Origin of the sequence: Luteimonas rhizosphaerae (assembly GCF_002849595.1) — a bacterium.
In the GTDB taxonomy this organism is placed as follows: domain Bacteria; phylum Pseudomonadota; class Gammaproteobacteria; order Xanthomonadales; family Xanthomonadaceae; genus Luteimonas; species Luteimonas cellulosilyticus.
The window spans coordinates 112,882-136,145 of the sequence record NZ_NRQR01000008.1; the positions used below are offsets into that span (position 1 = coordinate 112,882).

Here is a 23,264-nt window from a genome sequence, read left to right on the forward strand (position 1 = left end):
CCGGAAAGCAGGCGGGGGCGAAGATGGAGAGACTCGTGGAGATGGCGACCGCGGCCTCACACCGATGCCGAGAACCGGTAGCCCGATCCCCGCACCGTCTGCACCATGCCGTCGAGTTCGGTCGGCTCCAGCGTCTTGCGCAGCCGGCGGATGTGCACGTCGACGGTGCGTTCCTCGACGTAGACGCTGCCGCCCCAGACGTGGTCCAGCAGCTGCGAGCGCGAATACACGCGTTCGGGATGGGTCATGAAGAAATGCAGCAGGCGGTATTCGGTCGGCCCGATCGTGATCGGCTGGTCGTTGGCGAACACCCGGTGCGCGGCGCCGTCGATGCGCAGCGCGCCGACGCTGACGCTGCCGTCCTCGTCGTCGTCGCGGGCGCGGCGCATGACCGCGCGGATCCGCGCCAGCAGTTCGCGCGCCGAGAACGGCTTGACCACGTAGTCGTCGACGCCGGCCTCGAGGCCACCGACGCGGTCGTTCTCTTCGCCGCGGGCGGTCAGCATGATGATCGGGATGTCGCGAGTCAGCGCGTCCTTGCGCCAGCGGCGGGCCAGTTCGAGGCCGCTGGTGCCGGGCAGCATCCAGTCCAGCAGGATCAGGTCGGGCACCCGGTCGACGATCGCCGACTGCGCCTCGCGCGCATCGCCGGCGTGCATCGGTTCGTATTCGCCCTTGCGCAGCGCGAAGGCGACCATCTCGCGGATGGCCGGCTCGTCGTCGACGATGAGGATGCGCTTCTGCATGGGCGGGTCACCTGTGTTGCCGGATGGCCACGCCATTACACGACAGTTTTATGACCGGTTGGTGACACCGTCATCGAGGGTCCGCCGGCATGTGCGCCGCGGCTCAGTACCGGCGCCGCAGGTCCTCGTCGCGGATGCCCTGGCGATGCAGCTCCAGCACCGTCGGGGTGATCGTGGCGATCCGCGCATCGATGCGCGCGCGGGCGTAGTAGTCCAGGTCGTCGCGCCGCTTCAGGGTGTTGAGCTGGACCAGCGCCTGCTCCGGCCGGCCGCCGAGAAAGGCCGCCTCGGCCCAGGCCTCGCCCGCGCGGACCGGATCGCCGGCCATCTCGCTGGCGCGGGCGAAGGTGCGCTGGAACACCGGGTCGCTGCCCGAGGCGTTGAGCAGCGGGCGCAGGATCTCCTGCGCGCGGCGCCCGGCTTCGGCCGTGTTGCGCTCGGTCAGCACGGTCGCGTAGCTGAGCACGACGGCCGGGTTGCGCGGCATGCGGTCGAGAAGCGCTTCGAAGCGGTGGTCCGCCGCGACCCGATGACCCGCGCGCGCATCAGCTTCGGCCAGGCTGACGGTCAGCCAGACGTCGCCCGGATAGGTACGGAGCAGGCCGGTCAGCGTGTCGATGGCAACGGCGGGCGCGTCGTTGTTGCGCAGGCGCGCGATCGCGAGCCCGTAACGCTGGGCGTCGTCGAGTGGCGTCAGCCGCCCCATCGCCTCGTACTCGCGGATCGCCGCGGCCGGCGTGTTGGCGCTGAACACCCGCAGACGCTCGCGCGCCCAGCCGAACTGGATGCTGTCGGGCGCGTGGCGATCCACGGCCGGCAGCTGGAACGACGCTGGCAGCAGCGGGTTGTCGGCGATCCGCAGCGACGGGTCCAGCACGCCGTCGATCGGCACGCGTTCCACGCGGCTGCCGCCCGGCGTGGCGGTCACGGTCTGCACGGAGTTGCGCGACATCTGTTCGGCCCGCGAACGCGCTTCGCTGATGCGGGTCGTGGTGACCGGGTGGGTCTGCAGATAGTCGGGCAGGCGCTCACGCTCGCCGCCCTGGTTGGTGCGCGACACGGCCTGCATGCGCTCGAACATCGTCGCCATCGCGTCGGGGTCGTAGCCGCTGCGCTCGAGCGTGCGGATGCCGAGGCGGTCGGCTTCGGACTCGTTGGAGCGCGTGTAGTCGATCTGGCGCTGCAGCGCGAGGCCCTGGGCGCCGGCCAGCACCGCCATCGCCGCGTCGTCGGAGGAATTGCTGCCGCTCTGCGAGGCGAGGGCGATCGCGCCGAGCATCGCCAGCAGCATCGGCACCTGGTCGCGCTGCGCGCGCTCGACGCCGCGCAGCACGTGCGACTGGGTGACGTGCGAGACCTCGTGGGCCAGCACCGCGGCGACCTCGTCCTCGCTGTGCGCGGTCAGCACCAGGCCGGCGTTGACGCCGATGTAGCCGCCGAGCGTGGCGAACGCGTTGATGCTGCGGTCGCGCATCATGAAGAAGGTGAAGGGCTGCTGCGGCTGGTCGCTGGCCGCCGCGAGCCGGTTGCCGGTCGCGCGCAGCCAGCTGTCGACCAGCGGGTCCTCGAGCACGTAGTCGTAGTGGCGCAGCTGGGCCAGCAGCATCTGGCCGTATTCGGTCTGCTGGGCCGGGCTCAGCACCGCGCCCGCGGACGAGCCGATGTCGGGCAGCCGGGTGTCCTGCGCGGACGTCACCGGCGCAATGGCGGCGCATGCCAGCGACATGGCCAGCACCGTGAGGACGGGGCGGAGGCGGCGACGGATTGGAGCGGTTCGGGTTCGGCGCATCGGACTCGTGGGGTCGGGTGAGCCGCCGTCGGCAGACGGGGCGCACCAGCATGCGGGCGGACTTCGCCAGCGGCGTGAATGGGGAGTTAAGACGGCGGCCCAGCTGGAAAACCGGCCATGCCGCCTCCAGACTCTGACCCACGTGGTCCCCACAAGTTTCCGGAGCAAGTCCTTGAACGAGTCCAGCGCGGTCGGCCAACCGCCCGACATCATCGTCTACACCAGCGCCATCTGCGGCTATTGCGTCGCTGCGAAGACCTTCCTGAAGAGCCAGGGCCTGAGCTGGCAGGAAGTGCGGATCGACCTCGATCCGGCGGAACGCGAGCGCATGGTCGCGCGGACCCGGCGTACCAGCGTGCCGCAGATCTTCGTCGGCGACGTCCATGTCGGCGGCTACGACGACATGATGGCCCTGCACCGCGCCGGCAAGTTCGCGCCGCTGCTGTCCGGCGGTGCCGCATGAGCGGGGACGCCGGAGAAGGCGATCGCATCGCCGAATTCACCGCGTTCCGCAAGCGCATGAACGAGCGCATCCTGGCCGAGCCCAATCAGGTCGTGCGCCGTTTCTTCGCGCTCGATACGCAGACCTACCAGGCCGGTGCGCTCGACGTGAAGACCAAGGAGTTGCTCGGCCTGGTCGCGTCGCTGGTGCTGCGCTGCGACGACTGCATCAGCTACCACGTCGCCCAGTGCCGCGAGGCGGGCGTGAGCCGCGACGAGATGTTCGAGACGTTCTCCGTGGGGCTGGTGGTCGGCGGCAGCATCGTGATCCCGCACCTGCGGCGCGCGGTCGACTTCCTCGACCGGCTGGAGCAGGGCGACACCGGCGCGCCGGACGCGCACGCCCACGGCTGACGAGTCGCAGCGCCCGGCCTGACGCGACGGCGCGGCGCCCGTGAAGACGCTCGCGCCGTGTCCTCGCGGTGTCGTCCGGCGTCCCGGATTTGGGGCGTGCGGCGCGCTCGGGCATAATGTGGGGCTCTTCCCCACACGATGCCCCTGCGTTTCCGGGGCGTCCCTGCGTACGGATCAATTTCTTCATGACCCACACGATCACGGTCATCCGCGGCGACGGTATCGGCCCGGAAATCATGGACGCCACGCTCCATGTCCTCGACGCGATGCAGCTCGGCCTGACCTACGAGGACGCCGACGCCGGCCTGATGGCGCTGGAAAAGCACGGCGAACTGCTGCCCGCCGCGACGATGGAGTCGATCCGCCGCAACAAGATCGCGCTCAAGAGCCCGCTCACCACGCCGGTCGGCGGTGGCTTCAGCTCGATCAACGTGGAGCTGCGTCGCCAGTTCGATCTGTACGCCAACGTGCGCCCGGCGACGTCGTTCCCGAACACGCGCTCGCGGTTCGACAGCGGCGTCAACCTGATCACGATCCGCGAGAACACCGAAGGCTCCTACATCAGCGAAGGCCAGGAAACCTCGGCCGATGGCGAGACCGCGGTGTCGGTGACGCGCATCACCCGCAAGGGCTCGGACCGCATCGTGCGCTACGCGTTCGAGCTGGCGCGCAAGACCGGTCGCAAGAAGGTCACGATCGTCCACAAGGCCAACATCCTCAAGAGCACGTCTGGCCTGTTCCTGAAGGTCGCGCGCGAAGTGGCGGCCGAGTATCCGGACATCGAAGCCAACGAGATGATCGTCGACAACACCTGCATGCAGCTGGTGATGCGTCCCGAGCAGTTCGACATCATCGTGACCACCAACCTGTTCGGCGACATCATCTCCGACCTGTGCGCCGGCCTCGTCGGCGGTCTGGGTCTGGCCCCGGGCGCCAACATCGGCACCGACGCGGCGATCTTCGAAGCCGTCCATGGTTCGGCGCCGGACATCGCCGGCAAGGGCGTCGCGAACCCGTGTGCGCTGCTGCTCGCCGCCGCGCAGATGCTCGACCATCTGGCGCTGCCCGAGCAGGCCGAGCGCCTGCGCAAGGCGATCGTCGCCACGCTCGATGCCAAGGACGGCGTGACGCCGGACCTCGGCGGCACCGGCAACACCATGGCCTTCGCCAAGGCGATCGCTTCGCGTCTCTGACGCGCGCCGCGGCCGGGATGCGCCGGTCGACATCGTGAACCGATCCAGGACGGGACGCTTCGGCGTCCCGTTTTTCATGTGCGAGCATCCTGCCGGCCGGCATGACGCGCCCGCGCTTCGTGCGCACAATGCGGCTTCGTTTCCGGGGATGCCTGCATGACCGTCCGCCCCAGCGCGCTCGCGCTGACGCCGCTGCTGCTGTTTCTCGCGCTGTTCTTCGGCGCCGGCCTGTACTTCACCGCCCAGGGCGAGGCGATGGGCTTCTACCAGCTGCGCGCGCCGGTCGCGATCCTGCCGGCGCTGGCGTTGGCCGCGTGGCTGGCCCGTCGCCGCGGACTGGACGTGCAGCAGACCCTGCTGCGCGGCATGGGCGATCCGAACATCGTGCTGATGTGCCTGATTTTCCTGCTGGCCGGCGCGTTCGCCTACGTATCCAGCGCCATCGGCGCGGTCGACGCCGTGGTGTCGAACGGCCTCGGCCTCGTGCCCGCCGCGCTGGTGCTGCCCGGGTTGTTCGTGCTGTCGGCGCTGATCTCGCTGTCGATCGGCTCGTCGATGGGTACGATCGCCGCGGTGGTGCCGATCGCGATCGGCGTCGCGGACGGCTCGGGTCTCGATCTCGGGCTGGTCGTCGGTGCGGTCATCGGCGGCGCGATGTTCGGCGACAACCTGTCGGTGATTTCCGATACCACGATCGCCGCGACCCGCACCCAGGGCGCGCAGATGCGCGACAAGTTCCGCGAGAACTTCCGGATCGCGCTGCCGGCGGCGCTGGCGACGATCGTGATCCTCGGTGCGCTGGGCAGCGCCTCACCGATCGAATCGAACTCGACCGCGTCGCCGTGGCTGATGCTGCCCTACGTGATCGTGCTTGCACTCGCGCTGGCCGGCGTGGACGTGCTCGTCGTGCTCGGCCTGGGCATCGTGCTGGCCGGCGGCTTCGGGTTCGTGTTCGCGGCCGATTACGGCGTGGTGCCGCTGGTCGGCGACATCTGGAGCGGCTTCGAGGGCATGATCGAGATCCTGCTGCTGTCGCTGCTCATCGGCGGACTCAGCGCGCTGACCAAGGCCTGCGGCGGCCTGGACTGGCTGGCGCAGCAGATCGGCAGGCTGGCGCGCGGCCGGAAGGGCCGGCGGACCGGAGAATTCAGCATTGCCGCGCTGTCGACCGCGGCGGACGTGTTCACGGCCAACAACACCGTCGCGATCCTCGTCAGCGGCAGTGTCGCGCGCGACATCGCGATCGAGCACGCCATCAGCCCGCGGCGCGCAGCGAGCCTGCTGGACATCTTCGCGTGCGTGGCCCAGGGCGTGCTGCCCTACGGCGCGCAGATCCTGCTGGCCGCGTCGCTGGCGTCGGTCTCGCCGCTGGTGCTCGCCGGCAGCGTGCATTACTGCTGGATGCTCGCCCTGGTCGCGATCGCGTTCATCGCCTGGCCGACTCGCGGCGACCCGGCGGCGGTGCCACCGCCGGCAACGCGCGGCTGAGACTGTGGCGGTCGCAGGACGGGCAGGGCAACCGGTTCTTCGAGTCGGCGCGCTTCAGGCAAGGAGAGGTTCGTACTTGTCGCGCGACGGGATATCGCGGCGCCTGGGCGCGAGAGGCACCGCGTCCCGTAGGAGCGCGCTCGCGCGCGACCGGCAGTCCCGGGACGTCGGGTCGCGCCCAGGCGCGGACCTGCAACGACGCCACGCACTATCTCGCCCGGCGTCATCCGTCCCCAAAGAAAAAGGCGCCGTTCGGCGCCTTTTCCAGTTACGGCGTGAGAAGCCTCAGCGTTGCTGCAGCTTCGACAGCAGGCGCAGGAACTCGATGTAGAGCCACACCAGCGTGACCATCAGGCCGAACGCGCCGTACCACTCCATGTACTTCGGCGCGCCCTGTTCGACGCCGGTTTCGATGAAGTCGAAGTCCAGCACCAGGTTCAGCGCGGCGATGACGATGACGAACAGGCTGAAGCCGATGCCGACCAGACCCGACTCGTGGATCAGCGGGATGTTGATGCCGAAGAAACCGAGCGCGATCGTCGCCAGATAGACGAGGGCGATGCCGCCGGTCGCGGCGACCACGCCGAGCTTGAAGTTCTCGGTCGCCTTGATCAGGCCGCTGCGGTACGCGAACAGCAGCGCGAACAGGGTGCCGAAGGTCAGCATCACCGCCTGCAGCACGATGCCTTCGTACATGAAGTTGTACATCGCCGAGATCGCGCCGAGGAAGAAACCCTCGACCAGCGCGTACAGCGGCGCGGTGACCGGGGACCACTCCTTCTTGAACACGGTGACCATCGCGATCACGAAGCCGCCGATCGCGCCGCCCCACATGTACATGCCGAAACCGGGCTGCGGCCGGCCGTCGGTGCCGAATTCCACCTGCGACCATGCAAACGCGGCCGTCAGGATGGTCAGCAGCAGCAGAAAACCGGTCTTGTTGACGGTGCCGTTGACCGTCATCGCTTCGCCGGAGCGGGAGACGACGCTGCCGCTGGCGAGATCGAGGAAGGTCGATTCCTTGAGGGTCGGATTGCCGCTGCGCATTGGATGGAACCCCTGTGGTGACGTGGAAATGGCCAGTCGCGAGGATACACGGCGCCATGGAATGCTGCGCTGCGTTGACAGCGTGCACGTCGGCCCGGACAATTGCGCCCTTCGTACGGCCTGGCCGTGTCGGGGTCGGGTTCGACCGCTTGTTCCGGGGTATAGCGCAGTCTGGTAGCGCGCCTGCTTTGGGAGCAGGATGTCGGGGGTTCGAATCCCTCTACCCCGACCACCGGGTACCGGTACCGCTTATCATGCGGACTGGCGCCCGTAGCTCAACCGGATAGAGCACCGACCTTCTAAGTCGGGGGTTACAGGTTCGATTCCTGTCGGGCGCGCCAGTCGCGTTTGGATCGGTTTCGGTGGTACGGACGGGTTTCGTGTTTCTGTGGTGGCTGTAGCTCAGTTGGTTAGAGTTCTGGATTGTGATTCCAGTGGTCGGGGGTTCGAGTCCCCTCAGCCACCCCACAGTGTCATCGGGTCGCACCGCAGGTGTTGCCCGCGCGCGCAGAGTTGCGTACACTGCGCGCCCGCTTCATCGGGCCGTTAGCTCAGTTGGTAGAGCAGTTGACTCTTAATCAATAGGTCCAAGGTTCGAATCCTTGACGGCCCACCAGTTCGACGGAATGCCCGGCTTCGGCCGGGCATTTTCGTTTGGGTCATCGCGCGAACCGGCTCCGGGGTTCCCTGGTCCGGATCCTGCGTTCCGCGCCTGTCGTATGCGAGGGCGCGATTCGCTAGCCAGTACCGAAGGTGCGCCCCGGGAAGAGTCGGCTCGGACCTGGCCGTGCGCCGGGCGGCGCCAGTCGGACAGATGCGCGCGCGGCGCGGGATCGTCTACGATGCGCGCGGCTGCTGGCTGTGTGGCCGGAAACGCGAAAGTGGCGGAATTGGTAGACGCCCTGGCTTTAGGTGCCAGTGCCGCAAGGCGTGCGGGTTCGAGTCCCGCCTTTCGCACCAGCCCGAGTGGAGTCCGAGCGGACCGGGGTGACGAACGCGCGCTCGCGCCCATGCCCAAGCGCCCGAGACATTGGAGCCGCGCGAGGGCGTTGTGCTCGAATCCCCTGCGCCGCGCCGAGCTCCTGGCGACAGGGCGAGTGGCCCGATCGCCGATACTGGTGCATCGGGAAGCCCAGGACCTGGCGGCCGTGAGAACAGGGCCCCGCGGGCTCAGGCCGGGATCGCCTGATTCCCGCACGCGGCTCGCGGGCCATACCGCGGCGGTGGCGGCTCGGCGGCGAATCGGCCAAACTATCCCGTTCCGTCGCCCGCACCCCGTTTCCGGACGCGTCGCGGGCGACCGGGTCACCTTCCCAACAAGTCAGACGTGGTGCGGCGGTTGCCGCAAGCGCAGGAGTGGATATGCAAGTTTCGGTCGAATCGCTGGGCAGCCTGGAACGCAAGATGACGTTCCGCGTGCCATCCGAACGTCTGGAGACCCAGGTCGGCGGGCGCCTGCGCGAAATCGCGCGGACCACGCGACTCAAGGGCTTCCGTCCCGGCAAGGTGCCGGCCAAGGTCGTCGAACAGCGTTTCGGCGAGCAGGTCCGCGCCGAAGTGCTCGACAACCTGCTGCGCGAGGGCTTCGACCAGGCCGTGCGCGACAACGCGCTGCGTCTGGCAGGCGCGCCGCAGATCACCCCGAGCGATGCCGAGGATGCGAGCGAGCTGGCCTTCGTCGCCACGTTCGAGATCGTGCCGGACTTCGGCGAGCTGGACCTGACCAAGCTCAGCGTCGTCCGCCACACGGCCGAAGTGGCAGAGGACGACATCGATCGCATGATCGAGAACCTGCGCATGCAGCGCCGCAGCTGGAGCGCGGTGACCCGCGGCGCCAAGCAGGGCGACGCGGTCGACGTCGAGACCTGGTCGCAGATCGGCGACGAGCGCCTGCCGGCCGAAGGCGCCGAGCGCGGCGTGACCGTGCTGGGCTCGGCCGCGATGTTCCCCGAGATCGAGGACGCGCTGGTCGGCATGCAGAAATGCGACGAGAAGACGCTCGACGTGACGTTCCCGGCCGACTGGCGGGTGCCGCAGCTGGCCGGCAAGCAGGCCCAGGTGCACGTCAAGATCGAGCAGGTATCCGAGGAGCAGCTGCCCGAGGTCGACGGCGCGTTCATCCGCAGTTTCGGCGTCAAGAGCGGCGAGATGGCGCAGTTCCGCACCGAGATCCGCAACAACCTCGAGCGCGAGCTCAAGGGCGCGTTGATGAACCGTCTGCGTCGCGAAGTCGGCGAACAGCTGGTGGCTGCGTTCTCGCACGTCGAGCTGCCGCCGAAGCTGGTCGAGGCCGAGGCGAAGTCGCTGCTGCGCCAGACCACCGACGAGGCCCGTCGCCGTGGCCAGAACCCGAATGTCGGTCCCGACGCGCACCAGGGCTTCGTCGAGCCGGCGCGCAAGCGCGTGCTGGTCGGCCTGCTGGTCGGCGAGGTCGCCCGCAAGCACGACCTGAAGCTGGATCCGAAGCGCGTCAACGAAACGATGCGCCTGATCGCCTCGACCTACGAGGAGCCGCAGCAGGTCATTGAGATGTACCGCAACGACCCCAAACTGATGTCCGGACTGCAGAACCGCGTGATGGAAGAGCAGGTGATCGACTGGATCGCCGAGCGCGCCGAACACACGGAGCAGTCGCTGACCTTCCAGGAAGCCATCAGCCCGCAGGCCTGAGGCCCGGCTTCCGCATCGTCCGGCCGTATCGGCCGGACGGTTCACCCGACTGGGATTGATTCATGAGCATCGAGACGAAAGCCCTCAACCTGGTGCCGATGGTGGTCGAACAGACCAGCCGCGGCGAGCGCGCGTACGACATCTACTCGCGCCTGCTGAAGGAGCGCATCATCTTCCTGGTGGGCGGCATCGACGACCACATGGCGAACGTCATCGTCGCGCAGATGCTGTTCCTCGAGGCCGAGAATCCCGAGAAGGACATCAACCTCTACATCAACTCGCCCGGTGGCGTCGTCACCTCGGGCATGGCCATCTACGACGTCATGCAGTTCGTCAAGCCGGACGTCAGCACCACATGCATCGGCCAGGCCGCCAGCATGGGCGCGTTGTTGTTGTCAGCGGGCACCACCGGCAAGCGTTACGCGCTGCCGAACTCGCGGGTGATGATCCATCAGCCGCTGGGCGGCTTCCAGGGCCAGGCGACCGACATCGACATCCATGCCCGCGAGATCCTGTCGATGAAGCAGCGTCTCAACGAGATCATGGCGCACCACACCGGCCAGCCCTACGAGACGATCGCGCGCGACACCGAGCGCGACAATTTCAAGAGCGCCCAGGCCGCGCGCGAGTACGGTCTGGTGGACCAGGTGCTCGAGCGGCGTCCGGAAGAGTCGATCCAGCCGTCGTAAGCGACTGATTCCAAAGGCACTGCGGGACGGCGCCGTCGGGTTGGCGGTGCCGGACGCTGTGCTATTCTCGAAACGAAACCGCAATACAGATTTGGCGAAGGCATGAGCGAAGACCGTCAGGGTCGTTCCGGCGACAGCACCAAGATCCTCTACTGCTCCTTCTGCGGAAAGAGCCAGCATGAGGTGCGCAAGCTGATTGCGGGTCCAAGCGTGTTCATCTGCGATGAGTGCGTGGAGCTCTGCAACGACATCATCCGCGAGGAACTCGAGGAGAAGGCCCAGTCGGCGCGCAGCTCGCTGCCGAAGCCGCGCGAGATCCTCGAGGTGCTGGACCAGTACGTGATCGGCCAGCGCCGGGCGAAGAAGACCCTCGCCGTCGCGGTCTACAACCACTACAAGCGCATCGAGAGCCGCAGCAAGAACGACGAGGTCGAGCTGGCCAAGTCGAACATCCTGCTGATCGGCCCGACCGGTTCGGGCAAGACGCTGCTGGCCGAAACGCTGGCGCGGCTGCTCAACGTGCCGTTCACGATGGCCGATGCGACGACGCTCACCGAAGCCGGTTACGTCGGTGAGGACGTCGAGAACATCATCCAGAAGCTGTTGCAGAAGTGCGACTACGACCCTGAGAAAGCCCAGCAGGGCATCGTCTACATCGACGAAATCGACAAGATCTCGCGCAAGAGCGAGAACCCGTCGATCACCCGCGACGTGTCGGGCGAGGGCGTGCAGCAGGCGCTGCTGAAGCTGATCGAGGGCACCGTGGCCAGCGTGCCGCCGCAGGGTGGCCGCAAGCATCCGCAGCAGGAGTTCCTGCAGGTCGACACCAAGAACATCCTGTTCATCGTCGGCGGCGCGTTCGCCGGCCTCGACAAGGTGATCCAGGCGCGCAGCACCGACGCCAGTGGCATCGGCTTCGGGGCGAAGCTGAAGAGTTCCGAGCGCAAGACCGATACCGGCAAGGTGCTGGCGGACGTCGAGCCCGAGGACCTGATCAAGTTCGGTCTGATCCCCGAGTTCGTCGGTCGCCTGCCGGTGGGCGCCACGCTCGAGGAACTCGACGAAGCGGCCCTGGTGCAGATCCTGACCGAGCCCAAGAACGCGATCAGCAAGCAGTTCCGCAAGCTCTTCGAGATGGAAGGCGTGGAGCTGGAGTTCCGCCCGGATGCGCTGACGGCCATCGCGAAGAAGGCGATCAAGCGCAAGACCGGCGCGCGCGGCCTGCGCACGATCGTCGAATCGGTGCTGCTCGACACGATGTACGAGCTGCCGTCGCTGGAGAACGTCAGCAAGGTCGTCGTCGACGAGTCGGTCATCGAGCACAAGTCCGAGCCGTACCTGATCTACGAAACGCCGGCGACCGAGCAGAAGGTCGCCTCGGGCGACTGAGGACACCTCCGGGACGGACCGTTCCGGTCGCCTTGCGTCCGGGTGTCCGGCGCCGCGAAGTCCCGCTGTCACGCCCCCTGACGCGCCGCACCCTGACGGGTCGCGGCGCGTTTTCGTCTGGGGCCGGAAAATGCGCTTGCATCGACGCAGCGGGCGCCCCATAACGAAAGCGAGGCGGCCGAGAGGCCGCACTGCCGGCACTCCCGGCCCGACGGAATCACGAGGAACCACATGAGCCAGCGCACCGCCCCCACGAGCTACGACCTGCCGGTGCTGCCGCTCCGCGACGTCGTGGTGTTCCCCCACATGGTGATTCCGCTGTTCGTCGGCCGCGACAAGTCGATCCGCGCGCTCGACATCGCGATGGAAGCCGACAAGCGCATCCTGCTGGTCGCGCAGAAATCCGCCGAAACCGACGACCCCGGCGCCGACGATCTCTACCAGGTCGGCACGCTGGCGACGGTGCTGCAGTTGCTCAAGCTGCCCGACGGCACGATCAAGGTCCTAGTCGAGGGCACCGAGCGCGTCGCGCTTCGCGACATCCGTGAAGACGACGGCGCCCTGACCGGTACCGGCACGCCGGTCGATGCGGTCGAAGGCCGCGAGCCGCGCGAGGTCGAGGCGATCGCCCGCTCGCTGATGAGCCTGTTCGAGCAGTACGTCAAGACCAACCGCAAGCTGCCGCCGGAGCTGCTGCAGACGCTGGCCGGCATCGACGAGCCCGGTCGCCTCGCCGACACCATCGCCGCGCATCTGGGCGTGCGCCTGTCGGACAAGCAGCGCCTGCTCGAATCGATCGACACCGCCGACCGGCTCGAGCTGCTGGTCGGCTTCGTCGACGGCGAGATCGACGTGCAGCAGATGGAGAAACGCATCCGCGGCCGCGTGAAGTCGCAGATGGAGAAGTCGCAGCGCGAGTACTACCTCAACGAGCAGATGAAGGCGATCCAGAAGGAGCTCGGCGAGATCGACGATGCGCCGAACGACATCGAGGAAATCGCCCGCAAGATCGCCGAATCGGGCATGCCCAAGGCTGTCGAGACCAAGGCCAAGGCCGAGTTCAACAAGCTCAAGCAGATGCCGCCGATGTCGGCCGAGGCGTCGGTCGTGCGCAACTATCTCGACTGGATCCTCGGCGTGCCGTGGAAGAAGCGCAGCAAGGTGCGCAAGGACCTCAAGGTCGCGCAGGACACGCTCGACGCCGACCATTACGGGCTGGAGAAGGTCAAGGACCGGATCCTCGAATATCTCGCGGTGCAGACGCGCGTGAAGCAGATGAAGGGCGCGATCCTGTGCCTGGTCGGCCCGCCCGGCGTCGGCAAGACGTCGCTGGGCCAGTCGATCGCCAAGGCGACGAATCGCAAGTTCGTGCGCATGTCGCTGGGCGGCGTGCGCGACGAGGCCGAGATCCGCGGCCATCGCCGTACCTACGTCGGTTCGATGCCGGGGCGCATCGTGCAGAACCTCAACAAGGTCGGCACGAAGAACCCGCTGTTCCTGCTCGACGAGATCGACAAGATGTCGATGGATTTCCGCGGCGATCCGGCCTCGGCCCTGCTCGAAGTGCTCGATCCGGAGCAGAACAGCGCGTTCAACGACCACTACCTCGAGGTCGATCTCGACCTGTCCGAGGTGATGTTCGTCGCGACGTCGAACTCGTTGAACATCCCCGGCCCGCTGCTCGACCGCATGGAAGTGATCCGCATCCCCGGCTACACCGAGGAAGAGAAGCTCAACATCGCCATGCGCTATCTGCTGCCCAAGCAGCTCAAGGCGAACGGTCTGAAGGACGACGAACTGAAGGTCGCCGAGAGTGCGGTCCGCGACATCGTGCGCTATTACACGCGCGAGTCGGGCGTGCGCAACCTCGAGCGCGAAATCGCCAAGATCTGCCGCAAGGTGGTCAAGGAGATCGCGCTCGCCGGTCCCGTCGCGACGAAGGGCAAGGGTGCCAAGGGCATCAAGTCGATCAAGGTCACCGACAAGAACCTCGACAAGTACCTGGGTGTACAGCGCTACGACTTCGGTCGCGCGGAGCAGGACAACGAGGTCGCGCTGGTCACCGGTCTGGCCTGGACCGAGGTCGGTGGCGACCTGCTGCAGATCGAAGCGACGCAGGTGCCGGGCAAGGGCCAGCTGACGTTGACCGGCCAGCTCGGCGACGTCATGAAGGAATCGGCCTCGGCGGCGATGTCGGTGGTGCGTTCGCGCGCCGAACAGCTCGGCATCGAGCTCGACTCGCTGCAGAAGCACGACATCCACATCCACGTGCCGGATGGCGCGACCCCGAAGGACGGCCCCAGTGCCGGCATCGCGATGGCGACGACGCTCGTGTCGCTGTTGACCAAGATCCCGGTGCGCGCCGACGTGGCGATGACCGGCGAGATCACCCTGCGTGGCCGCGTGACCGCGATCGGCGGCCTCAAGGAGAAGCTGCTGGCGGCGCTGCGCGGTGGCATCAAGACGGTGATCATCCCGGAGGAGAACCGCAAGGATCTGGCCGACATCCCGAAGAACGTCACCGACGGCATGCGCATCATGCCGGTCAAGTACATCGACGAGGTGCTCGACCTGGCGCTGGAGCGCCCGGTGCCGCCACCGCCGACGCCGAAGGGCACGACCGGCAAGGGTCGCGCGAAAGTGCTGCCCAAGACCGAAGGCAGCAAGCGGACGCGCGTGAAGCACTGAGCCTGCGTGTCGTGAGTCCGGACGGCCGTGCCTGCACCAGCAGGGGCGGCCGTTTTCATTGGTGGACCGGTGGTGCGGCGTGGGGCTGGCGGAATGGATCGGCGCGCGTCAGCGCTGTCTGGGCCGCAGCAGCACCAGCACCGCGCCGGTCCCGCCTTGGGCGCCGGGCGCGGTGTGGAAGGCCAGCACGTCGGCGCGCTGGCGCAGCACGCGATCGACGAGGTTCTTCAGGATCGGTGCGTCGGGCGACGAGTTGCGGCCCTTGCCGTGGATGATGCGCACGCAGCCGATGCCGACGTCGACCGCGTCGCGCAGGAACAACCGCAACAGGGCCGTGGCCTGGTCGGCATTGCTGTGGTGCAGGTCCAGTTCTTCCTGCGCCGCGTATTCGCCGCGGCCCAGCCTGCGCAGCACCCGCGCGGGCACGTCGTCGCGCCGGTACTGCATCGAGTCGCCCGCCTGCAGCAGCGGGCCATCGAGCAGCTGGCGGAATTCACTGCGCGCTTCCGCGTCGTCGCGTTCGGCCATGCGGGTGCTCGGCCGCGGTGGCGGTGCACGCGGCGGGGTCGGCGTCGCAGGCAGTTCGCGCACCGGCCCGATCGCGGCGCGGAACAGCGCCGCATCGTCGTCGTGCTCGGAATCGTGGGGCGCGCTCATGGCGGCAGCGTAGCTCGGATGCGTGCGTGATGCAGTGTGCAGCGTGGACGTTCGCAGCGGCGCGGGTCGCACGCGACGGGCGCGCGGGTGGGGCGGATCCGACCCATCCGGTATCATGTGCGCACTGTCCCACGACACCCAGGTCCAGCAGAACGATTCATGCGCGTACTGGTCAGCAACGATGATGGCGTCGACGCCCCCGGCATCCGGATTCTCGCCCAAGGGCTTCGCGACGCAGGTCACGAGGTGCTGGTCGTCGCGCCCGATCGCGACCGTTCGGGTGCGAGCAATTCGCTGACGCTCGACATGCCGCTGCGCGTGATCCAGGTCGACGACTGCACCTGGCGGGTGCATGGCACGCCGACCGACTGCGTGCATGTCGCGATCACCGGCCTGCTCGATCTCGAGCCGGACATCGTGGTGTCGGGCATCAACAACACCGCGAACCTCGGCGACGACGTGATCTATTCGGGCACCGTCGCCGCGGCAATGGAAGGGCGCTTCCTCGGCCTGCCCGCGGTCGCGATGTCGCTGGTCACCGAGAACCACGATGGACGCCATTACGCGACCGCCGCGCGCGCCGCGGTCGAGATCGTCGCGCGGCTGAAGGCCGATCCGCTGCCGGCCGACACCATCCTCAACGTCAACGTGCCCGACGTGGCCTGGCACGATCTCGCGGGGTTCGAGGTCACGCGCCTCGGCAACCGCCATCGCGCCGAGCCGTGCACGTCGATCGACGATCCGCGCGGCCGCACCTGGTGGTGGATCGGCGCGGCGGGCGCCGAGCAGGACGCGGGCCCCGGCACCGATTTCCATGCCGTGCGCACGAAGCACATCGCGATCTCGCCGATCCACGTCGATCTGACCCGCTACCAGGCGCTCGAACACGTGGCGAGCTGGGTCGGCGGACTCGAGGCGGATCTGAAGGCGACCCAGGCATGACCGCGCGTCTGCGGCTGCAACCCGAAGCGATCGGGGTCGGCATGACCTCGCAGCGGGTCCGCGACCGGCTGATCGAGCGTCTGCGCGACGGCACCCATCCGGGCGGCGGCATCGTCGACGAGCGCGTGCTCAACGCGATCCGGACCGTGCCGCGGCACCTGTTCGTCGACGAGGCGCTGGCGACGCGCGCCTACGAGGACACCGCGCTGCCGATCGGGCACGGCCAGACCATCTCCCAGCCCTGGGTCGTCGCGAAGATGACGGAGGCGCTGCTCGCCGACGGCACGCCCGAGAAGGTGCTCGAGATCGGTACCGGCTCCGGTTACCAGGCGACGATCCTCGCCGCACTCGGCATCCAGGTGCACACCGTCGAGCGGATCGGCGAACTGCTGCGCGTCGCGCGCAAGCGGTTCCGCGCGCTGGGTCTCAACGTGCGCAGCAAGCACGACGACGGTCGCATCGGCTGGCCGGAGAACGGCCCCTTCGACGGCATCATCGTGACCGCGGCCGGGCCGGCGCTGGTCGAGGCGCTGTCGGAACAGCTCGCGCCCGGCGGCACCCTGGTCGCACCGGTCGGCGCGCCCGGCGCGCAGCGCCTGCTGGTGCTGCGCAAGGACGTGGACGGCGCGATCGTGCAGCAGGACGTCGCCGCAGTGGCCTTCGTGCCGCTGCTGTCGGGGTTCGTGGACTGATGCGATTGTTCGGGTCGCTGTACGCGCGCTGCCTGCAGTGGGCGCGTCACCCGCACGCGCCCTGGTACCTGACGACGTTGAGCGCCGCCGAATCGGTGGTGTTCCCGATTCCGCCCGACGTCATGCTCGCGCCGATGGCGCTCGCGCGGCCGCGGTCCTGGTGGCGCTATGCCCTGCTGTGCACGCTGGGCTCCGTCGCGGGCGGTCTGCTCGGCTATCTGCTGGGCCATTACGCGCTGGATCTGGTCTGGCCGTGGATCGTGCAGATGGGATGGGAGGCGACGTTCGCCCGGGTGCAGGCGCTCTTCCTGCACCACGGCATGCTGTTCGTATTCCTCGCGGCATTCACGCCGATCCCGTACAAGGTGTTCACGATCGCGTCGGGTTCGCTCGGTGTGGGACTGTTACCGTTTCTCGCCGGTTCGCTGTTCGGACGCGGCGCGCGTTTCTTCCTCGTCGCCGGCCTGATGGCCTGGGGCGGACCGCGCGTCGAACCGGTGCTGCGGCGGTATATCGAATGGCTCGGCTGGTGGATGGTCGCGCTGGTGGTGGTGGGTCTGATCTGGATGGAGTGGCGTCGATGAGGATTGTGGTGGTGCTGTTGTCGATGCTGCTGCTCGCCGGATGCGGCAGCAGTCGCGTGATCCGCGAAGGCGGCAGCGCGGCGTCGTCTTCGACGCCCCGTCCGGGCCAGTCGGTGGCGGTCCAACGCGGCGACACGCTGTACAGGATCGCGACCAACAACGGCATCAGCGCGCTCGATCTGGCGATGTGGAACAACATCGCCGCGCCGTACACGATCTATCCCGGCCAGCGTCTGCGCCTGTATCCCTCGGGCGGCACGTCGCGGGCGACCGCGTCGACCACGCGTCCGACCTCGGGCCGTGCGACTGCGCCGGTGCGTCCGACCCGGGCGCCGCCGCAACCGGCCGCTGCGCCGCCGGCGCAGAGTCCGTTCCGCTGGCAGTGGCCGACGGACGGCCAGGTCATCGGCCGCTTCACGGCGGGCGAGCCGACCAAGCAGGGCGTCGACATCGGCGGCACCGGCGGGCAGCCCGTTAGCGCGGCCGCCGAGGGCACGGTCGTGTATTCCGGTTCGGGCCTCGTCGGCTATGGCGAGCTGATCATCGTCAAGCACAACGAGCAGTGGCTGACGGCCTACGGCCACAACCGCACCCGCAAGGTCAACGAAGGCGACCGTGTCAGCGCCGGCCAGCAGATCGCCGAGATGGGCCGCAGCGGCGCCGCGCGCGACATGCTGCACTTCGAGATCCGCTACAACGGCAAGCCGGTCGATCCGCTGTCGTATCTGCCGGCGCGCTGATCCAGCAGAAGAACCCAACCCGGCCCCAGCGTGACGCGGTATCGATGCCGTCGGAGTAGGACGCGAACGGCGTGGCGTCATCCGTTCACACGGTAAGCGTTTCCATCCGCAGCCGTCTCGAAACGCGTGCGTAGCGCGAGCTGATTCGCACCTGCCTTCGCGGTTTCCTTCTCGCGTCACGTTGCGCGTCTCGCGTTTACCGGACGTCGCGGCGGTATGGACCGCGATCGCCCGCCTTCGACGCGTTACCCCCGCGGACGCAGGTCAGGGGCTGCCCGCCGCGCGCCGCGGCGGGCCATCTGAAGATGGATCGAGCATCGTGCGCGAGCGCACTCCTAGAGGTGCGGGAGCGGAAGGTGCCTCGTAGCAACTGGGCCGACGAGAGACGACGGCGACAACGCGCCGGACCCGCTCAACCGGCGAGCACGAATCCCGCGACTACCTTGCGGCCTTCGCTCGCCAGCACGTTGAAGGTGCGGGCGGCGGCGGCGTTGGTCATCGCTTCCAGGCCGATGCCCTGCGACAGGCACGCGGCCATCGTCGCGGGCGAGGGGAAGGCCTGGGTTTCGCCGGTGCCGATCAGCACGACTTCGGGCTGCAGATCGAGGATCGTGGCCAGGGCCTCGACGTCGAGCGCGCGGATGTCGGTCACCGGCCAGTCCTCGACCAGATCGTGCGGACCGAGGACGAAGCTGGCCGTCAGCACGCGATCGTTGACGCGCGCGCTGCGCCCGTCGGCGCCGCGGAGCACGTAGTCGAAGTCGGGACGGTCGAGAACCAGTTGCACCGCGATGGCCTCAAGCGCGCGGGAGCACGATCTGGCGGCGGTCGGTGCTCTGGCGGTACAGGATGGCCACGTGGCCGATGCGCTGGACCAGTGCGGCGCCGGTCCGCTCGGTCAGCGTCGCGATCATCGCGTCGCGCTCGTCGCGGTCCGCGGCACCGACCTTCACCTTGATGAGCTCGTGATGTTCGAGCGCGGCATCGATCTCGGCGATCAAAGCGTCGGTGATGCCCTTGCCGCCGACCTGCAGCATCGCCTTGATGCCGTGTGCCTGGCCGCGCAGAAATCGGTTCTGGGCAGCGGTCAGGGCATTACTCATGGGTGAACCGGTCGCAGGAATGGAAACGACCGGCAGGATATCATGCTCCCCCGGGGCCTCCCCCGGCCCGTCGTCGCTTCGAGCCTGCAGATGGCCTCCCGCAGCAAAAGCAGCCAGCGCTGGCTGAAAGAACATTTCTCCGATCCCTTCGTGAAGAAGGCGCAGGCCGAGGGCCTGCGTTCGCGTGCCGCGTACAAGCTCGAGGAACTCGTCGAGCGTGACCGGCTGCTGAAGCCGGGCATGGTCGTCGTCGACCTGGGCGCCGCCCCGGGCGGCTGGTCGCAGTGGGTGCGGCAGGCGCTGGGCGATACCGGCCGGGTCATCGCGCTGGACATCCTGGAGATGCCTTCGCTCGCCGGCGTGGAGTTCCTGCACGGCGACTTCCGCGAGGATGCGGTGCTCCAGGCGCTGGAAGCGGCACTGGGCGGGCATCAGGTCGACCTTGTGTTGTCCGACATGGCCCCCAACAAGAGTGGTATCGATGCGGTCGACCAGCCGCGGGCGATGCATCTGGCGGAACTGGCGATGGATTTCGCCGACCACCATCTGCGGCCCGGCGGCAATTTCCTGATCAAGCTGTTCCAGGGCACCGAGTTCGATGCGTACGTGCGGGAGCTGCGCCGGCGTTACACCCGGCTGGTGATCCGCAAACCCGCCGCGTCGCGGCAGCGCTCGTCGGAGGTCTATGCCCTCGCGACGGGCAAGCTGGCGACGATGAAGTAGCATGGCCCCGATGCACCAAGCGCTCCACCGCACTCTTCACGAGAACCCCGAAACATGAACGATCTGGTCAAGAATCTGCTGCTCTGGGTCGTGGTCGCCGTCGTGCTGATGGTGATCTTCCAGAGCTTCAGCCCCCAAACGGGCGCCAGCGGGCAGGACGTCCAGTACTCGCAGTTCATGGAGCAGGTCCGTCGTGACCAGATCAGCTCGGTGAAGATCGCCGAGGACGAGCGCACGATCACCTTCGAGAGCAAGGGTGGCCAGTCGGGCACCGTCATCGCGCCGCGTCGCGACGATCGCCTGATCGACGACCTGATGAACCACAACGTCGCGATCGACCAGGCCAAGCCGTCGAGCGGCATCTCGTTGGGTTACATCCTGATCCAGCTGCTGCCGGTCGCGCTGATCATCGGCTTCTGGTTCTTCATGATGCGGCAGATGCAGCAGGGCGGCGGCAAGGGCGCGATGTCCTTCGGCAAGTCCCGCGCCAAGCTGCTCAATGAAGAGCAGACCAAGATCACCTTCGCCGACGTCGCCGGTTGCGACGAGGCCAAGGAAGAAGTGTCGGAGCTGGTCGAGTTCCTGCGCGATCCGTCTCGCTTCCAGAAGCTCGGCGGCAAGATCCCGCGCGGCGTGCTGATGGTCGGACCGCCCGGTACCGGCAAGACCCTGCTCGCCAAGGCGATCGCCGGCGAAGCCAAGGTGCCGTTCTTCTCGATCTCGGGTTCGGACTTCGTCGAGATGTTCGTCGGCGTCGGCGCCAGCCGCGTGCGCGACATGTTCGAGCAGGCCAAGAAGCAGGCGCCGTGCATCATCTTCATCGACGAAATCGATGCCGTGGGCCGTCATCGCGGCGCCGGTCTGGGCGGCGGGCATGACGAGCGCGAGCAGACCCTCAATCAGCTGCTGGTCGAGATGGACGGCTTCGAGGGTGGCGAGGGCGTGATCGTCGTTGCCGCGACCAACCGTCCCGACGTGCTCGATCCGGCGCTGCTGCGTCCGGGCCGTTTCGACCGCCAGGTCGTCGTGGGCCTGCCGGACGTCAAGGGCCGTGAGCAGATCCTGAAAGTGCACATGCGCAAGGTCCCGCTGGACGAGGACGTGCAGCCGCTCGTCGTCGCCCGGGGTACGCCCGGTTTCTCGGGTGCGGACCTGGCGAACCTCGTCAACGAGGCGGCGCTGTTCGCGGCGCGCGAGAACGGCAAGGAGGTCCGCATGGACCACTTTGACCGCGCCCGCGACAAGATCCTGATGGGCGCCGAGCGCCGTTCGATGGCGATGAGCGAGGACGAGAAGACGCTGACCGCCTACCACGAGGCCGGCCACGCGATCGTCGGTCGTCTCGTGCCCGAGCACGATCCGGTCTACAAGGTCACGATCATTCCGCGCGGCCGCGCCCTCGGCGTCACGATGTACCTGCCGGAAGGCGACAAGTACTCGATGAACCGTGTGGCGATCGAATCGCAGCTGTGCTCGCTGTACGGTGGTCGGGTTGCGGAAGAGCTGATCTTCGGTGGCGACAAGGTCACCACCGGTGCGTCCAACGACATCGAGCGTGCGACCAAGATGGCGCGGAACATGGTCACCAAGTGGGGCCTGTCCGACGAACTCGGCCCGATCGCCTATGGCGAAGAGGACGACGAGGTGTTCCTCGGCCGCTCGGTCACGCAGCACAAGAGCGTGTCCGATGACACCGCGCGCAAGATCGACGAGGTCGTGCGCACGATCCTCGACAAGGCCTACAACCGCACGACCGAGATCCTGACCGCGAACCTCGACAAGCTGCATGCGATGTCGAAGCTGCTGCTCGAGTACGAGACCATCGACGTGCCGCAGATCGACGCGATCATGGAAGGCCGCGAGCCGCCGCCGCCGATGGGCTGGGGCAAGTCGAACAGCAACAAGGGCAAGGGCGACGGCGACGACGCGGGTGGTAAGCGTCCCCTGCCGCCGATCGGCGGACCGGCCGAGCAGTCCTGACGCGAGCCCTGGCTCCGCGTGTGTCGAAAAAGGCGGCCTTCGGGCCGCTTTTTTTGTTGGCGGATTGCGTGGCGATGCGCCGCGCGGGTGCAGCGGCAGGCGTGCTGCAAGCGCGCGCTCGCGCGCGAGGTGACTGCCCGGGTACGGCCATTGGCGGATCTGCGGTCGGGCGTGATGCGACCGAGGCCGCGTCGTCAGGGTGATGACAGAGGACTCGGTCCCGCGCGAGCGCGCTCCTGCAGGGGAGGGCGGGCTGGTCTTGTGTCGAGTCACCGGTCGTACGGCGCGGTCTGGCCACGGGCTGCTGGGCACGCCGCGGCAGAGCCGCGACAATCGGCGGACCCTCCGCGATGTGCAGGTGCTGCCGATGTTCGATACCGCCCCCCAGCTCGACTGCAAGGGCCGCGTGCTGCGGCTCGACGTGCCGCGGGTCATGGGCATCGTCAACGTCACCCCGGATTCCTTCTCCGACGGCGGTGCCCACGACACGACCGACGCGGCGATCGCGCATGGCCTGCGCCTGGCGGCCGAAGGCGCCGACCTCCTCGACATCGGCGGCGAATCGACCCGGCCGGGCGCCGAGGCGGTCCCGATCGAGGAAGAGCTGCGCCGGGTGATCCCCGTCATCGAAGGCCTGGCGCGTGCGACGGCAGTGCCGATCAGCATCGACACCTCGAAGCCGGAGGTCATGCGCGCCGCGGTCGCCGCAGGCGCCGGCCTGATCAACGATGTCCACGGCCTGCGCCGCGACGGTGCGATGGCGGCCGCGGCCGAGCTCGGCGTGCCGGTGGTGCTGATGCACATGCAGGGCGAGCCCGGCGCGATGCAGGCGGCGCCCGATTACGACGATGTCGTCGGCGAGGTCCACCGCTTCCTCGCGGAGCGCATCTTCTCGGCCGAGATGGCCGGCATCGATCGCAAGCGCATCGTCGTCGATCCGGGCTTCGGCTTCGGCAAGACCACCGCGCACAACCTGGCGCTGCTGGCGCAGTTCGCGCGGTTCCTCGAACTCGGCGTCCCGGTGCTCGCGGGCCTGTCGCGCAAGCGCAGCATCGGCGAGCTGACCGGCCGCGAGGTGCCTGCCGAACGCGTCGCGGGCTCCGTCGCCGCGCACCTGATCGCCGCCCAGCGCGGCGCGCGCCTGCTGCGCGTCCACGATGTCGCCGCGACCGTCGATGCCCTGAAGATCTGGGCCGCGGTCGACGCGGTGCCGATGCCGCGCCAGGCCGTCGCGCCCCCGGCGATCGTCTGGCCCGACGACGCCTGAGCCGGTCCGCACGGGCCGCGCG

Annotated in this window: 21 protein-coding genes and 5 tRNA genes; 20 read left to right on the forward strand and 6 right to left on the reverse strand. The window is 68.1% G+C overall.

Features of this window, described 5'->3' with window-relative positions; all coding sequences use genetic code 11:
• Positions 1-56 precede the first annotated feature (56 nt).
• Positions 57-746, reverse strand: coding sequence for a phosphate regulon transcriptional regulator PhoB (phoB, locus tag CJ022_RS03975; RefSeq protein WP_101925387.1), 690 nt, complete (start codon positions 744-746; stop codon positions 57-59).
• Positions 747-849: 103 nt separating this feature from the next.
• A complete protein-coding gene (locus tag CJ022_RS03980) occupies positions 850-2,472 on the reverse strand; it encodes a M48 family metalloprotease (protein WP_458351489.1) in 1,623 nt (540 codons plus the stop codon).
• Between the two features lie 235 nt (positions 2,473-2,707).
• Here CJ022_RS03980 and grxC point away from each other — a divergent pair, with 235 nt between their 5' ends.
• The 4 genes from grxC (at position 2,708) to CJ022_RS04000 (ending at position 6,071) form a co-directional block, all read left to right on the forward strand.
• Positions 2,708-2,998 (forward strand): glutaredoxin 3, encoded by a 291-nt coding sequence (gene grxC, locus CJ022_RS03985; RefSeq protein ID WP_101925389.1) that lies wholly within the window; start codon positions 2,708-2,710, stop codon positions 2,996-2,998.
• Complete coding sequence (locus CJ022_RS03990; RefSeq protein WP_101925390.1) at positions 2,995-3,390, forward strand: carboxymuconolactone decarboxylase family protein; 396 nt, start codon at positions 2,995-2,997, stop codon at positions 3,388-3,390. The genes grxC and CJ022_RS03990 overlap by 4 nt, the downstream gene beginning before the upstream one ends.
• 185 nt (positions 3,391-3,575) lie before the next feature.
• Positions 3,576-4,583: an isocitrate dehydrogenase gene (locus CJ022_RS03995; protein WP_101925391.1), complete on the forward strand. Its 1,008-nt coding sequence runs from the start codon at positions 3,576-3,578 to the stop codon at positions 4,581-4,583.
• A gap of 156 nt (positions 4,584-4,739) precedes the next feature.
• On the forward strand, positions 4,740-6,071 hold the full coding sequence (locus tag CJ022_RS04000) for a Na+/H+ antiporter NhaC family protein (protein WP_101925392.1): 1,332 nt from the start codon (positions 4,740-4,742) through the stop codon (positions 6,069-6,071).
• 285 nt (positions 6,072-6,356) lie between these two features.
• Here the strand turns inward: CJ022_RS04000 and CJ022_RS04005 are convergent, their stop codons facing one another.
• Positions 6,357-7,118 carry a Bax inhibitor-1/YccA family protein gene (locus CJ022_RS04005; protein WP_101925393.1) on the reverse strand — a complete coding sequence of 254 codons (762 nt, stop codon included), beginning with the start codon at positions 7,116-7,118 and terminating at the stop codon, positions 6,357-6,359.
• A 155-nt stretch (positions 7,119-7,273) separates the two neighbouring features.
• On the opposite strand from CJ022_RS04005, the gene CJ022_RS04010 reads away from it, so the two are divergent.
• The 9 genes from CJ022_RS04010 (at position 7,274) to lon (ending at position 14,554) form a co-directional block, all read left to right on the forward strand.
• Positions 7,274-7,350, forward strand: a tRNA-Pro gene (locus tag CJ022_RS04010).
• Between the two features lie 32 nt (positions 7,351-7,382).
• Positions 7,383-7,459, forward strand: a tRNA-Arg gene (locus tag CJ022_RS04015).
• 50 nt (positions 7,460-7,509) lie between these two features.
• Positions 7,510-7,586: transfer RNA gene (locus CJ022_RS04020), tRNA-His, on the forward strand.
• A gap of 72 nt (positions 7,587-7,658) precedes the next feature.
• A tRNA-Lys gene (locus CJ022_RS04025) sits at positions 7,659-7,734 on the forward strand.
• Positions 7,735-7,993: 259 nt separating this feature from the next.
• Positions 7,994-8,078, forward strand: a tRNA-Leu gene (locus CJ022_RS04030).
• A gap of 402 nt (positions 8,079-8,480) precedes the next feature.
• Positions 8,481-9,788: a trigger factor gene (gene tig / locus CJ022_RS04035; protein ID WP_101925394.1), complete on the forward strand. Its 1,308-nt coding sequence runs from the start codon at positions 8,481-8,483 to the stop codon at positions 9,786-9,788.
• Between the two features lie 62 nt (positions 9,789-9,850).
• Positions 9,851-10,477 carry an ATP-dependent Clp endopeptidase proteolytic subunit ClpP gene (gene clpP, locus CJ022_RS04040; RefSeq protein ID WP_101925395.1) on the forward strand — a complete coding sequence of 209 codons (627 nt, stop codon included), beginning with the start codon at positions 9,851-9,853 and terminating at the stop codon, positions 10,475-10,477.
• Positions 10,478-10,579: 102 nt separating this feature from the next.
• Positions 10,580-11,866, forward strand: coding sequence for an ATP-dependent Clp protease ATP-binding subunit ClpX (gene clpX, locus CJ022_RS04045; RefSeq protein WP_101925396.1), 1,287 nt, complete (start codon positions 10,580-10,582; stop codon positions 11,864-11,866).
• 231 nt (positions 11,867-12,097) lie between these two features.
• The gene (gene lon, locus CJ022_RS04050; RefSeq protein WP_101925397.1) at positions 12,098-14,554 is read left to right on the forward strand and encodes an endopeptidase La; all 2,457 of its coding nucleotides are present in this window, start codon (positions 12,098-12,100) and stop codon (positions 14,552-14,554) included.
• 108 nt (positions 14,555-14,662) lie between these two features.
• On the opposite strand, the gene CJ022_RS04055 is transcribed toward lon, so the two are convergent.
• A complete protein-coding gene (locus CJ022_RS04055) occupies positions 14,663-15,211 on the reverse strand; it encodes a Smr/MutS family protein (protein ID WP_101925398.1) in 549 nt (182 codons plus the stop codon).
• 159 nt (positions 15,212-15,370) lie between these two features.
• Here CJ022_RS04055 and surE point away from each other — a divergent pair, with 159 nt between their 5' ends.
• The 4 genes from surE to CJ022_RS04075 are packed head-to-tail and all read left to right on the forward strand — an operon-like array spanning position 15,371 to position 18,169.
• Positions 15,371-16,153, forward strand: a complete 783-nt coding sequence (gene surE / locus CJ022_RS04060) for a 5'/3'-nucleotidase SurE (protein ID WP_101925399.1) — start codon at positions 15,371-15,373, stop codon at positions 16,151-16,153.
• Positions 16,150-16,845, forward strand: coding sequence for a protein-L-isoaspartate(D-aspartate) O-methyltransferase (locus CJ022_RS04065; protein WP_101925400.1), 696 nt, complete (start codon positions 16,150-16,152; stop codon positions 16,843-16,845). Before surE ends, CJ022_RS04065 begins: the two co-directional genes overlap by 4 nt.
• Positions 16,845-17,429, forward strand: a complete 585-nt coding sequence (locus CJ022_RS04070; protein ID WP_101925401.1) for a YqaA family protein — start codon at positions 16,845-16,847, stop codon at positions 17,427-17,429. Before CJ022_RS04065 ends, CJ022_RS04070 begins: the two co-directional genes overlap by 1 nt.
• Positions 17,426-18,169: a peptidoglycan DD-metalloendopeptidase family protein gene (locus tag CJ022_RS04075; protein WP_199171430.1), complete on the forward strand. Its 744-nt coding sequence runs from the start codon at positions 17,426-17,428 to the stop codon at positions 18,167-18,169. The genes CJ022_RS04070 and CJ022_RS04075 overlap by 4 nt, the downstream gene beginning before the upstream one ends.
• Before the next feature lie 412 nt (positions 18,170-18,581).
• On the opposite strand, the gene CJ022_RS04080 is transcribed toward CJ022_RS04075, so the two are convergent.
• Positions 18,582-18,956 (reverse strand): Mth938-like domain-containing protein, encoded by a 375-nt coding sequence (locus CJ022_RS04080; protein WP_101925403.1) that lies wholly within the window; start codon positions 18,954-18,956, stop codon positions 18,582-18,584.
• Positions 18,957-18,966: 10 nt separating this feature from the next.
• On the reverse strand, positions 18,967-19,272 hold the full coding sequence (gene yhbY / locus CJ022_RS04085) for a ribosome assembly RNA-binding protein YhbY (RefSeq protein WP_101925404.1): 306 nt from the start codon (positions 19,270-19,272) through the stop codon (positions 18,967-18,969).
• Positions 19,273-19,362: 90 nt separating this feature from the next.
• Between yhbY and rlmE the strand changes: the two genes are divergently transcribed.
• The 3 genes from rlmE to folP all read left to right on the forward strand — a co-directional run bounded on the left by rlmE (position 19,363) and on the right by folP (position 23,242).
• Positions 19,363-19,995: a 23S rRNA (uridine(2552)-2'-O)-methyltransferase RlmE gene (rlmE, locus tag CJ022_RS04090; protein ID WP_101925405.1), complete on the forward strand. Its 633-nt coding sequence runs from the start codon at positions 19,363-19,365 to the stop codon at positions 19,993-19,995.
• Positions 19,996-20,049: 54 nt separating this feature from the next.
• On the forward strand, positions 20,050-21,975 hold the full coding sequence (ftsH, locus tag CJ022_RS04095) for an ATP-dependent zinc metalloprotease FtsH (protein ID WP_101925406.1): 1,926 nt from the start codon (positions 20,050-20,052) through the stop codon (positions 21,973-21,975).
• A gap of 367 nt (positions 21,976-22,342) precedes the next feature.
• The gene (gene folP, locus CJ022_RS04100; RefSeq protein ID WP_101925486.1) at positions 22,343-23,242 is read left to right on the forward strand and encodes a dihydropteroate synthase; all 900 of its coding nucleotides are present in this window, start codon (positions 22,343-22,345) and stop codon (positions 23,240-23,242) included.
• Positions 23,243-23,264 lie beyond the last annotated feature (22 nt).

Bases quoted from the DNA above. Each gene is read 5' to 3' on its own strand.
- phoB (WP_101925387.1), bottom strand. From the start codon at position 746: ATGCAGAAGCGCATCCTCATCGTCGACGACGAGCCGGCCATCCGCGAG.
- CJ022_RS03980 (WP_458351489.1), bottom strand. From the start codon at position 2,472: ATGTCGCTGGCATGCGCCGCCATTGCGCCGGTGACGTCCGCGCAGGAC.
- CJ022_RS03990 (WP_101925390.1), top strand. From the start codon at position 2,995: ATGAGCGGGGACGCCGGAGAAGGCGATCGCATCGCCGAATTCACCGCG.
- CJ022_RS03995 (WP_101925391.1), top strand. From the start codon at position 3,576: ATGACCCACACGATCACGGTCATCCGCGGCGACGGTATCGGCCCGGAA.
- CJ022_RS04000 (WP_101925392.1), top strand. From the start codon at position 4,740: ATGACCGTCCGCCCCAGCGCGCTCGCGCTGACGCCGCTGCTGCTGTTT.
- CJ022_RS04005 (WP_101925393.1), bottom strand. From the start codon at position 7,118: ATGCGCAGCGGCAATCCGACCCTCAAGGAATCGACCTTCCTCGATCTC.
- tig (WP_101925394.1), top strand. From the start codon at position 8,481: ATGCAAGTTTCGGTCGAATCGCTGGGCAGCCTGGAACGCAAGATGACG.
- clpP (WP_101925395.1), top strand. From the start codon at position 9,851: ATGAGCATCGAGACGAAAGCCCTCAACCTGGTGCCGATGGTGGTCGAA.
- clpX (WP_101925396.1), top strand. From the start codon at position 10,580: ATGAGCGAAGACCGTCAGGGTCGTTCCGGCGACAGCACCAAGATCCTC.
- lon (WP_101925397.1), top strand. From the start codon at position 12,098: ATGAGCCAGCGCACCGCCCCCACGAGCTACGACCTGCCGGTGCTGCCG.
- CJ022_RS04055 (WP_101925398.1), bottom strand. From the start codon at position 15,211: ATGAGCGCGCCCCACGATTCCGAGCACGACGACGATGCGGCGCTGTTC.
- surE (WP_101925399.1), top strand. From the start codon at position 15,371: ATGCGCGTACTGGTCAGCAACGATGATGGCGTCGACGCCCCCGGCATC.
- CJ022_RS04065 (WP_101925400.1), top strand. From the start codon at position 16,150: ATGACCGCGCGTCTGCGGCTGCAACCCGAAGCGATCGGGGTCGGCATG.
- CJ022_RS04070 (WP_101925401.1), top strand. From the start codon at position 16,845: ATGCGATTGTTCGGGTCGCTGTACGCGCGCTGCCTGCAGTGGGCGCGT.
- CJ022_RS04075 (WP_199171430.1), top strand. From the start codon at position 17,426: ATGAGGATTGTGGTGGTGCTGTTGTCGATGCTGCTGCTCGCCGGATGC.
- yhbY (WP_101925404.1), bottom strand. From the start codon at position 19,272: ATGAGTAATGCCCTGACCGCTGCCCAGAACCGATTTCTGCGCGGCCAG.
- rlmE (WP_101925405.1), top strand. From the start codon at position 19,363: ATGGCCTCCCGCAGCAAAAGCAGCCAGCGCTGGCTGAAAGAACATTTC.
- ftsH (WP_101925406.1), top strand. From the start codon at position 20,050: ATGAACGATCTGGTCAAGAATCTGCTGCTCTGGGTCGTGGTCGCCGTC.
- folP (WP_101925486.1), top strand. From the start codon at position 22,343: ATGTTCGATACCGCCCCCCAGCTCGACTGCAAGGGCCGCGTGCTGCGG.